The sequence below is a fragment of the Calothrix sp. 336/3 genome (genome assembly GCF_000734895.2).
GTDB lineage: Bacteria > Cyanobacteriota > Cyanobacteriia > Cyanobacteriales > Nostocaceae > 336-3.
Genome location: NZ_CP011382.1, coordinates 1,447,918 through 1,463,549 on the forward strand (window position 1 = coordinate 1,447,918; position 15,632 = coordinate 1,463,549).

The following is a 15,632-nucleotide window of genomic DNA, read 5'->3' on the forward strand; positions in this document are numbered from 1 at the left end:
TCTACCTATCACAACTTATGACATGAACCACTACTAAAGAGTTTCAGCGCTTTTAACGGGTTCAAGCATAAGTCTGAATTGATTCTGACGGATGTATTCCAGCGATCGCCCTTGCTTAAGAGGAAATTTGGCGAAAAAATCGAGTTTTTCCTCTCCTTGAATATCTTCTATTCCTTGTTGATTAATCAGAGTCATAACATATTCCATCACCACCGATTGTTGCTGAAATCGACTGTTGTTTTTGTCTTTTTCAATCAGCGATCGCCGTAGGAGAGATTCCACTGCTTCGAGAATTTGCATCACTGAGATTGATTCACCGAGCTTTGCTTGTAATTCTGCTAGAGAAATGTATTTTCGCTGGATTGCCAACAAGTACATAACTGTTTTTTCTAATTCTGATAAACGCTGAAATTGCTGATCTAAAAGAATGCGAATATGACCATAGACTGCATTTTGCTGAATACTCGCTAAAAATTGCCCAATATCATTACCAAATAATTCATATACCGTGGTGGCAACGATTTTTAATGCTAGGGGATTACCAGAGTAACGTTTCACAAGCTCTGCTAAATGTGTATCAGAGCAGGAAAACCCCTTAGCCGCCAGAATTTCCCGTGCTTCTTCTAACTTCACACCGGGCATTTGTAGCACCTTGACGGGCAAATTTTTCCCCTCTAAAGCTGCAACTTCCTTGGGTTTTTCTCGACTAGTCAGTAATAAACTACTATTATGGGCAGCTTCGGCAACTTTTTTGAAAAAATAGCCATAATCTTCATACCCTAGTTCGTATTCTCCTGCCCATCCATGGGTTTGCCCTTCCCCACTACGTAAAATAGATTCCGCATTGTCGAGAATTAACAAACAACGGTGATTACGCAGGATTTCGATTAACCGGAGAATCTTATTATTGTCATTGTCGAGTAAATCGCTATCTGTTTCGCCAGGAAGAAACCGCAGAATTTGTGTGAGAATTTCCCCTAATTTGGGAGCATTCCGCAGCGATCGCCAAATCAAAAACTCAAAATCTCCCTTTACCCGGTTGGCAATCTTTGCTGCTAATACCGTCTTCCCAATTCCCCCAATTCCCAAAACTGCCACTAATCGACAGCGTTGAGTATTATTACCTAAAATCCATCCTTCTAGCTCCTCTATTTCCTCCTGTCTTCCTGAAAAATCTTCCACATCCACCGCTTCTCCCCAATCTTCCTGAGTTTGTCTCTGACTCGATTGGAAAGCTTCATACTCTTGCCATAACTGCTGTCGGAGATTGTACAGCTTTTTATTACCACTCCCTCGGATGCCAAATTTGCGATAACTTTCACCAAGTCTTTTGCGCACCGCAGCTTGAGAAATCTCCAATTTTTGAGCTATTTCTGCCCCTGACTGATTTTGCAATGCCAATAATAATGCCTCTAACTCGCTGTCGGTGACACCACGAGCTTTGGCAAAATTCGCAACATAATTTTCTGGCAGCAGAGAAATATCAGCAGCCCTATCCATATTTCCTCTTGCTCCACACAACATATTAGTATGTGAGATATCCCCTTATAGCATAGTTCCTATGACTGGTAAAAGATGGCTTGTCAGGGATATTTTATTTAGGGAAAGGCGAAAGGGTAAGGATGAAATCTTGATTCTTCTCCATTACCCATTACTTAATTTTCCAAGTATTAAATACTGCTTGATAGTTGCTGTTTTCACAACAATTTTTCATTTTAAAAAATGGTTGGTGGAACCAATAGACACCATATTCTCCTCCGGCTATTCACAGACATGGATTATCTGGATAACCCTAAGTATTTATACTGCTTTTCTTGGGAGTAAAGCAATTTTATTTTGTATAACAATTTACTACATTATAGCAATGTGAGAAAATAATCTCGGAAGAAAGATTAAAAAACTTAATAAAATGCCTATTTTTTGGCAAAAATTCGATTTAGTACTTGCAAAAACGGATAAGCGATACTAGACTTATAGTTAAGTGATAAGTATGTGAGAGACAAGACTAACTACTGCGAATAACAGTAGTGTTTCAGTCGGGTTTGTACAATATTTTTGACTGAGGTAATTAAACCCAGAATTCCCTGTAGTTCCGCACCGTCATCATCCCCAGTAATCGATCTGACTCACGGAGCAAAGATATGACATTTTCTTCATCCCCAGATTTTATCAGTAGCCCTAATGGGGTGCAGATGTATATCAAGATTGGCAATACATCATTAGATAGGGAGGTAAGAAGCGAAGCATTTGGTAATGCGATCGCCCCAAATCAGCAATCTGCATCAGAGATGATTTTGTTGCATCCGGTTTTTTCTCACATGGTTATACTGCTGATAGAAGCTATGGTAGTCACGGGACATGGCGAATTCATAACTCGCACGAAAAAGGGTAAATATGACATCAATATTGAACTTGGTGGACACGTCAACCATCGTTATCCTGTGAACCGTCAGGAAATTCGAGAAATTCAACCTCTCTACTCTCAGATGGAAAAAAATTGGATTAATTGGAAATCGAATCAGTAACGCAGTAGAAGAGTTAAGGGGTAATAACTCACTACGCTAGTACAAACCATTCTTACAACTCATTAGTCACCAATCTGAATATGGCTTTCGATAAACGAGAAGTTTACAAGCCGGTGTAAGTGATTCCACTCACTTTGCCGGCTTTTTGATTAGGGGTAAGGGGAAGGAAGAAAGTCATGATTGCACATTTGTCACCACACACACACAAGGAAAACCTATGAAAACCAACCTAAATAACGAATACCACCTGTTGCTGAAATTAGCTGGCAGATTACTCAAGTATTTTCTGTTAATGATGCTGGGGTTTGCAGTAGTCTGCATTTTCTCGCAAGTTTTTCAAGTCAAGGCAATTTTAGGATTTTTACTTTCTCTATGGATATGGGAATGGATTGCCAGGATTGGGGTGGTGATTGTCGTATTTGTGGCGATCGCCATCATGGTTGAATCATCCCGTTAATGACACCTTACCCCCTTTACCCATTCATGGGAGAAATACCATGTCAGACAAGAATAATGGTTCTCAAGACAAGGCGATCGCTGCTGTATTTGTGACGTTAATTGCCAGTTCTCTGTATCTAGCGATGATTGACCCTGATAATCGTCCAGTATACTTTCAAGTCATTGATTTAGTTGTCACCTATTCCATGAAACTACCGCAAACACCCCAGAAAAAACCTCCGAACAAACCCCCTAAATCCATTAAACCTAAATCGAAAACCTAGCACCGCTACCCCATAGGGCGATCGCGCTTCTGTACCCGGAATTTTGAGCAGGCGATCGCCCCTTATCACCTGTGGAATAAACTCCATGAATTAAACACCTTGATACTAAAGACTTTAATCTTCAATTACACAAAATTAAGGCTAAGATATCATTTAAGATTTTCTATCAACTAAACCTCGTCAATCATGAAAAGCGGATTAAGTCTAGACTTGGATAGTTTTGGGTAAGTTTTACAGAGCGGCTAAGTCCTTCCAAGCGCACACACCACACGAAAACCAACATCATAGTTGATGAGGTCGCGCAAACCAAAGTCGTCACGGCACCCAGAGCGGCAATAACAAGAATTGTCGCCCCACGAACCGCCCCGCAGAGGAGAACGATTGTTATTACCATTATCTAGCCATACACTTCCATCCTGTGGCGCTTCTTCATAATTCCCATGCCAAGGGTCTGCACACCATTCCCATACATTCCCATGCATATCGTATAATCCAAAGGCATTAGGCGGAAAACTCCCTACTAGTATGGTTTCTTCTCGATATTCCCCTACTAGTTCCTCTGCGTAGGTATATTCAGCATCTGACGCATTATAGTTAGCTAATTGGCTGGTTATTGTCTCCCCAAAATGAAATGGTGTGGTTGTTCCCCCACGACAAGCATATTCCCATTCCCCTTCGCTGGGTAATCTATATTCCTTTCCCGTGGCTTTTGATAACCGGGCACAAAATTCTACTGCGTCGTACCAAGATACAAACTCTACTGGGCGATTCTCTCCTTTAAAAGAAGATGGTTCTGGGTTTAAATCTCGCTCGATTTTGGGCAATTTCGCTACCGCTTGCCATTGCGCTTGGGTAACTTGGTATTTCCCCATATAAAATGCTGGTACTGTCACTTGATGCTGGGGTCTTTCATCGTAATAACTTTCTTTCTCACCCTCTGGTGAACCCATGATGAAGGTTCCCCCTGGAATATACACCATTTCTAAGTCAATCCCGTTTTCCAGGGTTTCGATGAAGTACCTGGCTTTGTGCCATACTCGTTTAATTATTTCTCCCTTGCGGTTAACGGTGACTACTTCAAATTCGTAGCTTAGTTCTTCTTGTGCTGCTTCTTCCTTCGGTATTCCTGTTGCATCTCCCATCATTGCGATCGCCCCCTATTCTTGGTCGTAATCAACCTATCATGTTAAGCTCTTTCTATAATTATTTATATTGTGGGATTAATCACTTCATTGATTGCCAATTACCAGAAGGAATGAAACTTGCCCAATAATAGGGATGCTGGTAATTCGGATTATTTAAAAACTCTAATTGGGTTTCCCGTAATGCTTCATGTCTACCCTTTCCAGCTTTGACTTTTTCGTAATATTTCACCATTAAATCCTTCGTTCCGTCATCATCAACTAACCACAAACTTAATAGCTGTGTCTGTGAACCTGCAATCACCAAAGCGCGACGCAAACCGTAAACACCGTCACCAGTTTTCACGTCACCAAGTCCAGTTTCACAGGCAGATAATACGACTAATTGAGTACCTTTTAAGTTCAATCCCGCAACTTCTAAAGCTGTGAGAACTCCATCGTCGGTATTGTTGCTTTGTTTATTCTGACGGCTATTGAAACCCGCTAATGCTAAACCAGAACGTAATAGGGGATTTTCTAAGTTTAAATATTGGGGTTGGTTTAGTTGACTATTGAAGTCATTTATGCCTTGTGCAACAGGTTTAACTTCCTTGTCGGGGAGGAAGAAACCGTGGGTGGCTAAGTGTAAAATATTGGGTGCTTTTAATTGCTTAATTGCAGCTTCTGTGGCTTTTTTACCTGTGATGACATTGGTATTAGGAAAGATTTTTTTGATTTCCTTTCCTTCTGCTGATGTTGCTGCGAGGGAACCATATTTTAAATTTGCAAAATCTGTGGAACGTTTATTTTCTGTACCACGGGATTTAGAGGCAATGACTGTTTCTTGCTGTTCGTAGTTGATATCTGCAAAAACTACAGGATTTGAAAGTTGTTTGGCTGTGGTTTCTAGGCGCAGTAAATCCCTGCCAGTGGTAAGGTAGGAGAAAGCATAATTTTGCACCAAATATCTATTTTGCTCATCCTTGAGCGCTTCAAAGGGAATCAAGTTTAACTGTCCATCGGGTGATAATAGCAGGTGACGGGCATCGCCTAAAAGGGGACGCAGGGGAGCCATAACTTGCTTGTCTAAAGTGCGGGCAACTTCCTGGAGCCTAAGCGTTTGTTTTTTCCCTGGAATCGGTGTCACATCAATTCCTCGCTTGTCTGATAAAGGTGAGGATAGGACTTGACGGAAATTAGCAACCGATTTATTAATAGTTGCAGCATCACCCAAATCAACCCACTTTGGTTCCCCTGTACGACGCAACACCACCGCAGCATAACGCGATTGACCCCATTGTTCACTATTTTTTTTAGCCTTGGGGTTAAATGGTTTGTACTGGACAATCTCCACCATTGCTGAATCTGCGGGAATTTGAGCTTGGATATCAGTCAATTCCACCGGGGTAATTTCTTTGCGAAACTCGGCACTTTTGGCGCTGACTTGTTCTTCTAACCGTTCCTTGTCTGCTTCTAATTGTTTGATTTGCTGTTGATAAATCTCAAACTTTTGTTCTCCCTGTCCCCGATATACTAGCGCTGCTAGCCGTTGCTGCACATCCAACCATTCGTCAAATAACTTTTTGGTTTCTGGTTTTGTTTCTAGTTGGGTACGTAATGTTTGCACCGTGTCAGTCATGGCATCCATTACCCGTCCTTTGCGACGGAGTGTAGTAGTTAGGGCTAGTTTGGCAAGGGTAGGGTTTTTGGTTGATTGTTGTACAGCTACGGTGACAGCAGTATCAGTTCTTCCCGTGAAGGTTTGAGCATAGTTTTGTTTTCTTTGTTCCGAAAAAACAGAATAAATCAGTTGCAGGTTTTTTTCCTCAACTGCAAGCCCACGGGTGAAAAAATCTGTAGCGCGGGTAATATCTCCTTTTCTCCAGTAAAGTAGAGCCAAACTATTCAGGTTATTTGCCACAGATGGATGTTCTTTACCCAGAACTTTCTCCAAAATCGTAAGTGATCGCACCAACAAAGGTTCAGCTTTGCCATAATTACTCTGTACTAGGTAAAGTAAAGCCAAACCATTCAGGCTATCTGCCACATCAGGATGTTCCCCACCGAGAACTTTTTCTCTAATGGCGAGCGATCGCACCAACAAAGGTTCAGCTTTGCTGTAATTTCCCTGTACTCGGTAAAGTTCTGCCAAATTACTTAGGCTAGTTGCCACAGATGGATGTTCTTTACCCAGAACTTTCTCTCCAATAGCAAGTGATCGCACATACAAAGGTTCAGCTTTGCTGTAATTCCCCTGGGATTGATAAAGTGCTGCCAAATTATTCAGGCTAGTTGCCACATCGGGATGTTCCCCACCGAGAACTTTTTCTCTAATGGCGAGCGATCGCATATACAATGGTTCGGCTTTGCTGTAATTCCCCTGTACTCGGTAAAGTTCTGCCAAATTATTCAGGCTAGTTGCCATATTAGGATGTTCCTTACCCAAAACTTTCTCCAAAATAGCGAGCGATCGCACTAACATTGGTTCAGCTTTGCTGTAATTCGCCTGGGATTGATAAAGTAGAGCCAAACCATTCAGGCTAATTGCCACATCTGGATGTTCCTTACCCAGTACCTTCTCCCGAATTGCGAGCGATCGCTCATACAATGGTTCGGCTTTGCTGTAATTCCCCTGTGTATAGTAAATTAGAGCCAAATTATTCAGGCTAGTTGCCACATCGGGATGTTCCCCACCGAGAACTTTTTCATATATGGCGAGCGATCGCACTAACATTGGTTCAGCTTTAGCATAATTCCCCTGTACTCGGTAAAGTTCTGCCAAATTATTCAGGCTTTGTGCCACATTAGGATGTTCCTTACCCAAAACTTTCTCGAAAATAGCAAGCGATCGCACATACAAAGGTTCGGCTTTGCTGTAATTCCCCTGGAAATAATAAAGTGCTGCCAAACTATTCAGGCTACCTGCCACATCAGGATGTTCCCCACCGAGAACTTTTTCTCTAATGGCGAGCGATCGCACTAACAATAATTCGGCTTTGCTGTAATTCCCCTGTGAATAGTAAAGTGCTGCCAAACTATTTAGGCTATTTGCCACATCTGGATGTTCCTTACCCAGTACCTTCTCCAAAATGGCTAGGACTTTCTCTAACAGGGGAATCGCTTCAGTATATTTCCCTTGTTGTATCAACGTTAAAACTTGTTGAGTCAGCTTTTCTACTTCTTGCAATTGTGCTGACTGCTGGGTTGATTGGGGTGTTTTTGCTTGCCCTGTAACTTGTTTCGGTACGCTGACTACCAACCCCAAAGCCACAACAAAAACCAGCGATGGTCGCAGACCGGGCTTTGCCCATCGAGATATGCATTTCCACGAAAGGGATTTATGGGAAAATCGTAGCTTGTATAGAAAATCTTTCATCATATTTTCAGCCGATACAGGCGTAAGCATTTACACTGTAATATACTTCTACTATTCCCAGGGGTATGCAATTCTACGGAGGTAATGGGCTGGAATGCGATCGTATAAGCCCTCTTGGAATTATTCACAATCTAATAGGATTTACGTAATAGTAACCAGAAAAGAAGACTTTGAGGTTGCTGACCTACGTCGCAATGATGTAACTGCGTAGTGATTGCGTAATGTCTTGTCTCAAATAGACATGCTGTGCAGGGGTTCCCCCCGTTGAGGCGACTGGCGTGACGGTTAGGGTGGGGTTGTTGCGTAAGGGACAAAGAGCAAAACCCCACCCCCTAGCCCCCTACCCCGCTTGCGGGGAGGGGGAACCGGAGTCTTGTTCCCTCCTCGCGAGCGGGGAGGGTTAGGGTGGGGTAATAAAAAAATATATCGTTTGGTCTTGATTCGCAAAAATATCACCTTTAACTCATATTACTGGTGCAGTTAGGGAGGAGCAAGTTAGAAGTAGGTTGGACTTCGACTTCGTTCAGCCCAACACCAATATATACATTGGGTGGCTCAGATCATGTTGGGTTACGCAAAGCCTCCACCCAACCTACATTTAATGCTCATTACTTATTACTTATTACTCATCACTCATCTTCTGAAAGTCCCTCTAAGCAGGAACAACAAACTTTTCAGTACCTGCTAACTCGAAGGCTGTATGAATTACCTGTAAGGCTTTGACACCTTGTTCGGCGTTGACAACGCAACTAATCTTAATTTCCGATGTGGCAATCATCTGAATATTAATTTGATTTTCTGCCAGAGCTGCAAACATTTTGGCTGCAACTCCTGGTTGTCCCACCATTCCTGCACCGACGATACTTACCTTGGCGATCGCCTGATCTAAAACGACTTCTCCCCATCCGTATTCTGTTGCGTGTGACTGTAACACTTGCTGGGCGGCTTCCGCATCCATTTTGGCGACGGTGAAGGCAATATCCCTGGTGGGGACACCATCAATGATGTGACAGCGTTGTGACTGAATAATCATATCCACGCTGACATTATGCTCTGCCAAAAGTCCAAAGATTTTTCCGGCGGTTCCAGGGCGATCGCTGACTTGACGAATCGCTAAACGGGCTTGATTCATATCCAGGGCAACACCACGCACGGGAGGAGTTGAGGGTGCGGGATTTTGTTGGGGTAAGGATGGGGAGGTGGAGATTTCAAAGGTTTGACGCAATGCTGCCACAGCGCGATCGCAATCTTTGGCATTCACCACACAACTAACTTTTACCTCGCTGGTAGATATCATCTGAATATTGATACCTGCCTCCGCTAGGGTGGCAAACATTTTGGCTGCGATACCGGGACGACCAATCATACCCGCACCGGAGATACTTACCTTAGCAATCTCCTGCTGTATCATCACCTCTGCTTCCTCTGGTTCGGGGTTCGATTGACTACGCAATACAGGGGCGATCGCTGCGGCTACGGCTTCCGCTTTCTTCAGAATCGGTGTCATCACGGTAAACGCAATGTCATTACTATTACCCTCATGGATAGATTGAATAATCAAATCCACATCCACATCTTGATGGGAAATTTCCCCAAATAACCGTGCTGCTACCCCTGGCTTATCGGGAACCCGCAATAAAGCAATCTTCGCCTGATTAGTATCAAATTGCACATCATCCACAGGTCGCGCCAACTCCAAATTCACCAAAGAGCGCCCCTGGGGTTTCACCGATGTTACCCAAGTGCCCGGTGCATCTGTCCAACTCGAACGCACCACTAAGGGGACACCGTAATTACGGGCAATTTCCACAGCGCGGGGATGTAAAACCTTCGCTCCCAAGCTGGCAAGTTCCAACATTTCATCACAGGTAATTTCCGCCATTAACTGAGCTTCTGGAACTAGGCGGGGGTCAGTGGTGAGAATACCAGGTACATCTGTATAAATTTCACAAAAATCTGCCCCTAGGGCTGCCGCTAAAGCCACGGCGGAAGTATCCGATCCACCCCGCCCCAAGGTGGTAATTTCTAATTCATCGGCACTACTTACACCCTGGAAGCCAGCCACAACCAAGACTTTTCCTTCCTGAAGGTGGCGTTCCATACGTTCGGTTTCAATGTGGAGAATCCGCGCTCTGGTGTGTGCTGCCTCGGTAACAATTCCTACCTGTGCCCCAGTGAGGGAAATTGCTGGCTGTCCTAATTCCTGTAATGCCATACTCAGGAGAGCGATCGTTACTTGCTCCCCTGTGGAAAGTAACATATCCATTTCCCGACGGCAGGGAGTTTTTGAGATATCTGTGGCTAGCTTCACCAGTCCATCGGTAGTTTTCCCCATCGCCGAAACCACTACTACCAAAGAGTTTCCAGCTTGGACGGTTTTGTAGACACGTTGGGCAACAGCTTGGATGCGTTCTACTGAACCGACAGAGGTACCACCGTATTTTTGAACTATGAGCGCCATAATCTGTGACTAAATTAACTATGCCTGTTGTATCAAAGCCAGACTTGCAAGGAGTTGTAAGTATACTAGCTTAATTAAATTATCAGAATCAGTTGACACTATGAAAGGATTAATTTACATTTTGTTTCCGTTCGTAGCAAAACAGGGTTGAGGGATACTAAGCCTCTAGTACAGATGTGGTTTTCCTGAATTTGTGTGTCAGTTTGTATGTAAAATCTGTGAACGGCGATCGCCACCTTTGACTAGTGGTTTACGGCATTAATATTGATAGTTTACTGCGGGCATCTTGCCCACGTCCTCAAATCAGGGAGCGAGACGCTCCCATTACACATTTTACCAATCACAACTTATGACATGAACTACTAAATTACATTCTCAGAGATTTTGCTTCAGTTAACTCAATTCCCTGGGTTATATATAGCGTTTCCCAATCAGATGAAATACAACCCCACCCACCCTATCGGGCACCCTCCGCGAAATCGGCGAGAGCTGGGGAGGGGTTCTTCCATACCTCACTAGAATGAGAAACGTTATATCTAAAATTACGAATTACGAATTAATTTGCAGATTTGTTGAATTTACGGGAAACCCAGCTGATAGTACCGCTTAAGATTGCTCCTCCCATGAGGATACCGATCGCGGGGTTAAATACTGGTTGCCAGAGTTGATGCCATAAGTCTAAACCAAGGGGTATACCTGTGGATTCGCCAAAGACGGCGATCGCGAACCAACCAAACCCCAGAAATACGACAAAGACATCTATGACGAGAATTAGGTTTAAAAAATTTAATAATTTGTCTTTCATAAAGTTTGATTGCCAAGGAGAAAAAAGGCAGAGGCTAAAAATCATAATTTCTAACTTCTGCCTCTGTAAATTATTCGGGGAATAGCCAGCTTTTGACTTTTGCTAAACTTTGCCAGTCTGGTTTGCGACTGAAACCGTCTTCAATGCTGCTGAGAATTTCTTCTCGCCATTCTGGATTGACAAACATCAGTTGATGGGCAAAATCAACGTGTTGGCGTAAACCTTTTTGCCCAGTTTCTAGCATCGCTACAGCTAAATTTACCCTAGCTTGGGGGTCTTGGGGGTTAAGTTTCACAGCTTTTTGTGCTGCTTTCATTGCAGAACTGGGTTTTTCTTCCAATAAATATAACCAAGCTAAACAAGTCCAAGCGGGACTACTTTTAGGTGCGCGATCGCAAATGTCCTTAAATACAGGAATCAAATCAGCCGGAGCTTCCCCAGCTTTATAACGTTCTAAAGCTGTATCAAACAGACTTTCTACAGTTTGAGTCATTACAAATGAGTCGATAGTCAACAGTCAATAGTCAATGATTAAGGGTTCGGTGTCAATATTGACATAGCTCCTCGTCCGTTGATGAGCGAGGATTCCTTGACACTTCACTAGCCGATGCTACCAAAGTAGTCTTACCCAGCCTCCATGTCCGTTTATAGTCTCCCAATGGACTGTGGCGACTATATGTATTTTATCAGAAAGCCGTCCATAGAAGGCTTGTACTGAGCCTGCCGAAGTCACGGGCTGATATATCCCATTATTTTCCGTCAACGGGTTGGGGAGAGGGTATGGGAAGGGTGTGGATTCTGTTTCCTTCCCTATTACTCCTTCGACTTACCTCGCTACAAGTCAGTCATGGCAAGTATTACACACCAAAGGACTTACCACAACCACAGGTTTGAGCTGCATTCGGATTAGTGAATTGGAAACCGCCACCGATCATCGCGTCGCTGTAATCTAGCATTAAACCATAAAGATACAATAGACTCTTGCGATCGCAGACGATTTTAAAACCGTCGTAATCAAAAACATCATCTTTGTCAGTAATTTTGCTGACATCTTCAAAATCCATCATGTAAGACATCCCGGAACAGCCACCTTGACGCACCCCGACGCGCAAACAAAGGTCTTCTCCTTGGCTGCTGCGGAGCATTTTTACCTGTCTGAGTGCTGATTCGCTTAACTGAATACCCCGTTGTTGAGACTGTTGTTGAGACTGAGTTGCCTGTGTCATTTGTTGCTCTACTCCTTAATAATTTAAAGAACTCTCACCCCAAGATTAAGTCATCAGAGGATTTGAAAAAGTATTTATCTTCATCCCTCTATTTTAGCGAGATGCATAACCAGTTCAGCGCAGGAAATAATTTGAGATTTGCGGATGGGGATGAGGTGATAGTCTATCCAGGGTTCAAAATATGGGTTCAAAATATGATTTGTACTCTGGATTTTTATTTAGCACTGCCAAAAAAATCCCTACTCCTACACACATAATACTAATTCTCCAAAATAACGCTACACATAGACAGCAGGGGGAGAATTATAGCGTTTCCCAATCAGATGAAATACAACCCCACCCGCCCTATCGGGCACCCTCCGCAAAATCGGGGAGGGCTGGTTCTTCCATACCTCACTAGAATGAGAAACGCTATATCTGTAGCGGAATTAAGAGAAATTGTATAAAAACTCAACAATCAGCGTTGATGCCGAATTAATAGAGTCTCGACTAAAATTTGAGCCGTTTTCAACCGTTGGGGGTCATTGGATTGGGCAACCCATGCTGCCAACTCATTCAGGGAACCGTTTAACAAATGGGCAAAACCTTGAGCATCAATCGTATTCAGTTTTCCCTCGTTGACAACTGTCTGAATTGATTCATAGAGCAATCCAAACCCATACTGATCAAACTCAACTAAGGTTTCTGCGGCTAAAACTGCTGGTGCTTCAATATATACCAACCGCCGCAAATCTCCTTGCTGGGCAATTTCTAAAAATGCCTGACAGCCTACAATTAACTGTTCCCAAGGGTCTTCTATAGTCTCTACCTGGTTGTGAATGTAGTCTGTCATCTCCCCATAGGCTTCGGCAACTACAGCCTTGAAAACCCCTAGCTTATCGTGAAATTGATGATACAACGCCCCACGAGTAATCCCCAATCCGTTGATAATTTCCTCGGTTCCAGTTGCCGCATATCCTTTGGTGGCAAATAGTTGACGCGCCCGATCGAGAATAGCACGGCGAGTACGTAGGGTTTGTTCAGCTTTGGTTAACTTGGCGGACATGGCAGATTATTCACATTTAACATTCATACAGTATGTATCTTGACAACAGCCCAGAAGATTCTCTATTTTAGATACATACAGATTGTATCTTTTTTTTGACCTCCAGGAGGTTGTGATGACAGTCGAACTTCGTACCCGCAAAGCTACCTATGCAGATATTCCTTTCCTTGCCAGAATAGTATATGAAGCCTCTTTACCGCCTTTGAATCATTGTTTTTGGGGAGACTTGTTGCCAGAGGGAACCAGTTCATTGGCATTTATTGAGGCAATGTTGAGGGCGGATGCTTCTAATTGGGGTAACGCGCAAGATTTCTTGATTTTAGAAGCCGAAGGCAAGCCCGTAGCCGCAGCAGCAGGCTATACACCGAATTTAGAAGATTACTGTCCTTTGCGTCTATCTTGTATGGAGGCGATCGCCCACCACTTAAATTGGTCATCAGAAGTTGCCGCAGCTTTTAGCGATCGCTACTTGCAATATTGGGGAGGGAATTGCCAACCGATTTTTCTCGCACCCCAAGCTCCCTGGATTATTGAAACTGTGGCAGTAGTACCGGAAGCACGGGGGCAAGGATTGGGAAAAACTGTGGTGAGAGCTTTGTTAGAAGCCGGGAAAGCACAACAGTATTCTCACGCAGGAATCATGATAATAAATGGTAACAATACAGCCCTTCGTACTTATGAGTCTGTTGGCTTTCAGCCATACCAAACCTTTTATAGCGCCTACTTTTGGGATAATTATCAGATAGATTTCCCAGGTGTGACTAAGTTTACTCTTCGTCTAAATTAGTATGTCTAAGTCATTCCAGACAATGCTTGTAGCTGGTGCTAGTCGGGGAATTGGACTTGCGGTTGCCGAACATTTAGCACCCCAATCCCAGCGCTTGCTGGCAGTTTCTCGGACTTTTGCACCGATTGGAGAATGGATTCAGGCAGATTTATCGCAACTAGAGGGTGTGGAAAAGGTGGCAGAGGCGATTGGTGGCGATCGCCTGGATGGATTGTTATACATGGGGGGAACTTGGGAAACCCATGCATTTACTCGCCAATACAGCTTTGAAGATTGCTCGGATATAGATATTGCCAGAGTTATTGCGGTGAATTTAGTCGCACCAATTCGTTTGGCGAAAGCTTTACTACCAGCATTACGGCAATCGGATAACCCGAAAATTATTTTTATGGGTTCCCTTTCGGGAAGGGATAACTTTTCCGGGCGAGAAGTTGCCAATAGTGCCTCCAAATTTGGGTTGCGGGGTGTGGTGCATTCCTTGCGTGAAGAGTTGCGTTCCCAGCAAATTGGTGTAACAGTGATTAATCCCGGAAATGTTGGCACACCGGAAGTTATAGCCGATTTGCAAGCAAATAACCTGTTGGGTGGTGAGGCAATTCCTTTAACAGATTTATTGAAGATTATTGATTGTGTCCTCTCATTATCAAGAGCTACTTGTGTGAAGGAGATTGATGTACCTGCAATGTTAGGTGAGGGAGCTTGAGTAAATTGAGACGTGGGCAATTTCTAGAGATGGCTATCTACCACTGAGGAAAGCATTCACAAGTGCTTCTACTAAAGCGTTACGCTGCTTGCGGTTGAGACGTTTGATCACAGCGCGATCGCCATCGAGGGGATTTTTCTTTAAACTATCGTTTCCTGGATAGCTGGAATCATAGATAATTTCATTCACACCCAGGTAATCAGCTAAAGTTAATTTCCAATCTAGGCGAAAGTTAGGGCTACGTCCTTTAATATACATATGGTAGTTAACCATACGACTGACAAGAGTATTTCTCTCTGCGACTTTGCTGCTTTCTCGGCTAATATACTGATTTTCTTTAGGTAAATCTGGTAACTGCTGATAAACTTGCTGCCAAGCATCACCAGTCGGGATATTTTGGGCGGAAACCGAGGTATTATCTAAGCTATGGAGACAAATAACTATCAAACCTGTTACAAGGAAGATAGTGATTAATTGCCAGTATTTATACAGGGGTGTCAAGGCTAATCGTCGCTCCATGGAAATTTTGGTGATTGATGATTTTTCCGAGGGTTTTTATCAGATCCCCGACTCCAAAAAAATCGGGGATATTGTCACTGGCAACTCATCAAAATTTAGTTTTAGACTTCACCAATAATCTCAGGTTGGGTTAACTCATCAGACATTTCAATAATTGCCCGCAGTACAGGTTTCATCATCATGTCTTCAGCGCTGTCAAAATCTTCATAGCGACGACGTTTAGCACGATTTGCCACCTGAACCGTAATGCGGTAGCGATTTGAGGCTGCACTAATTAAATCCTCAGCACGGTGCATAATTTGCGATGGGGTAGTCTCGAATCTAGAACGCTTAAGCATATTT

Annotated in this window: 15 protein-coding genes; 5 read left to right on the forward strand and 10 right to left on the reverse strand. The window is 43.4% G+C overall.

All coding sequences use genetic code 11. The features are described 5' to 3' along the window. Positions 1–33: 33 nt before the first annotated feature. The gene (locus IJ00_RS05695; protein ID WP_052754395.1) at positions 34–1,500 is read right to left on the reverse strand and encodes an NB-ARC domain-containing protein; all 1,467 of its coding nucleotides are present in this window, start codon (positions 1,498–1,500) and stop codon (positions 34–36) included. A gap of 641 nt (positions 1,501–2,141) precedes the next feature. On the opposite strand from IJ00_RS05695, the gene IJ00_RS05705 reads away from it, so the two are divergent. The 3 genes from IJ00_RS05705 to IJ00_RS05715 all read left to right on the forward strand — a co-directional run bounded on the left by IJ00_RS05705 (position 2,142) and on the right by IJ00_RS05715 (position 3,247). Next, positions 2,142–2,525, forward strand: coding sequence for a hypothetical protein (locus IJ00_RS05705; RefSeq protein ID WP_035150874.1), 384 nt, complete (start codon positions 2,142–2,144; stop codon positions 2,523–2,525). A 217-nt stretch (positions 2,526–2,742) separates the two neighbouring features. Then, the gene (locus IJ00_RS05710; RefSeq protein WP_035150876.1) at positions 2,743–2,982 is read left to right on the forward strand and encodes a hypothetical protein; all 240 of its coding nucleotides are present in this window, start codon (positions 2,743–2,745) and stop codon (positions 2,980–2,982) included. Positions 2,983–3,022: 40 nt separating this feature from the next. Further along, positions 3,023–3,247, forward strand: coding sequence for a hypothetical protein (locus IJ00_RS05715; RefSeq protein ID WP_035150879.1), 225 nt, complete (start codon positions 3,023–3,025; stop codon positions 3,245–3,247). Between the two features lie 242 nt (positions 3,248–3,489). Here IJ00_RS05715 and IJ00_RS05720 read toward each other — a convergent pair whose 3' ends face one another. The 7 genes from IJ00_RS05720 to IJ00_RS05755 form a co-directional block, all read right to left on the reverse strand. Further along, positions 3,490–4,392, reverse strand: coding sequence for a formylglycine-generating enzyme family protein (locus IJ00_RS05720; protein ID WP_082127268.1), 903 nt, complete (start codon positions 4,390–4,392; stop codon positions 3,490–3,492). Between the two features lie 79 nt (positions 4,393–4,471). After that, positions 4,472–7,747 carry a tetratricopeptide repeat protein gene (locus IJ00_RS05725; protein WP_238178440.1) on the reverse strand — a complete coding sequence of 1,092 codons (3,276 nt, stop codon included), beginning with the start codon at positions 7,745–7,747 and terminating at the stop codon, positions 4,472–4,474. 649 nt (positions 7,748–8,396) lie between these two features. Further along, the gene (locus tag IJ00_RS05730; RefSeq protein ID WP_035150882.1) at positions 8,397–10,205 is read right to left on the reverse strand and encodes an aspartate kinase; all 1,809 of its coding nucleotides are present in this window, start codon (positions 10,203–10,205) and stop codon (positions 8,397–8,399) included. Positions 10,206–10,761: 556 nt separating this feature from the next. Continuing rightward, positions 10,762–11,010, reverse strand: a complete 249-nt coding sequence (locus tag IJ00_RS05735; RefSeq protein WP_035158504.1) for a hypothetical protein — start codon at positions 11,008–11,010, stop codon at positions 10,762–10,764. Between the two features lie 70 nt (positions 11,011–11,080). Further along, on the reverse strand, positions 11,081–11,503 hold the full coding sequence (locus IJ00_RS05740; protein ID WP_035150886.1) for a M48 family metallopeptidase: 423 nt from the start codon (positions 11,501–11,503) through the stop codon (positions 11,081–11,083). Positions 11,504–11,867: 364 nt separating this feature from the next. Continuing rightward, positions 11,868–12,236: an iron-sulfur cluster assembly accessory protein gene (locus IJ00_RS05745; RefSeq protein WP_035150888.1), complete on the reverse strand. Its 369-nt coding sequence runs from the start codon at positions 12,234–12,236 to the stop codon at positions 11,868–11,870. A 457-nt stretch (positions 12,237–12,693) separates the two neighbouring features. Continuing rightward, positions 12,694–13,281 (reverse strand): TetR/AcrR family transcriptional regulator, encoded by a 588-nt coding sequence (locus IJ00_RS05755; protein ID WP_035150890.1) that lies wholly within the window; start codon positions 13,279–13,281, stop codon positions 12,694–12,696. Between the two features lie 115 nt (positions 13,282–13,396). Between IJ00_RS05755 and IJ00_RS05760 the strand changes: the two genes are divergently transcribed. Together IJ00_RS05760 and IJ00_RS05765 are read left to right on the forward strand one after the other, a co-directional pair. Further along, positions 13,397–14,068: a GNAT family N-acetyltransferase gene (locus IJ00_RS05760; protein WP_201782670.1), complete on the forward strand. Its 672-nt coding sequence runs from the start codon at positions 13,397–13,399 to the stop codon at positions 14,066–14,068. 1 nt (position 14,069) lies between these two features. Beyond that, a complete protein-coding gene (locus IJ00_RS05765) occupies positions 14,070–14,771 on the forward strand; it encodes an SDR family oxidoreductase (protein WP_035150896.1) in 702 nt (233 codons plus the stop codon). Positions 14,772–14,804: 33 nt separating this feature from the next. On the opposite strand, the gene IJ00_RS05770 is transcribed toward IJ00_RS05765, so the two are convergent. Together IJ00_RS05770 and IJ00_RS05775 are read right to left on the reverse strand one after the other, a co-directional pair. After that, complete coding sequence (locus tag IJ00_RS05770) at positions 14,805–15,290, reverse strand: hypothetical protein (RefSeq protein ID WP_035150898.1); 486 nt, start codon at positions 15,288–15,290, stop codon at positions 14,805–14,807. 101 nt (positions 15,291–15,391) lie between these two features. Then, on the reverse strand, positions 15,392–15,628 hold the full coding sequence (locus tag IJ00_RS05775; protein ID WP_035150901.1) for a DNA-directed RNA polymerase subunit omega: 237 nt from the start codon (positions 15,626–15,628) through the stop codon (positions 15,392–15,394). Positions 15,629–15,632: the final 4 nt, after the last annotated feature.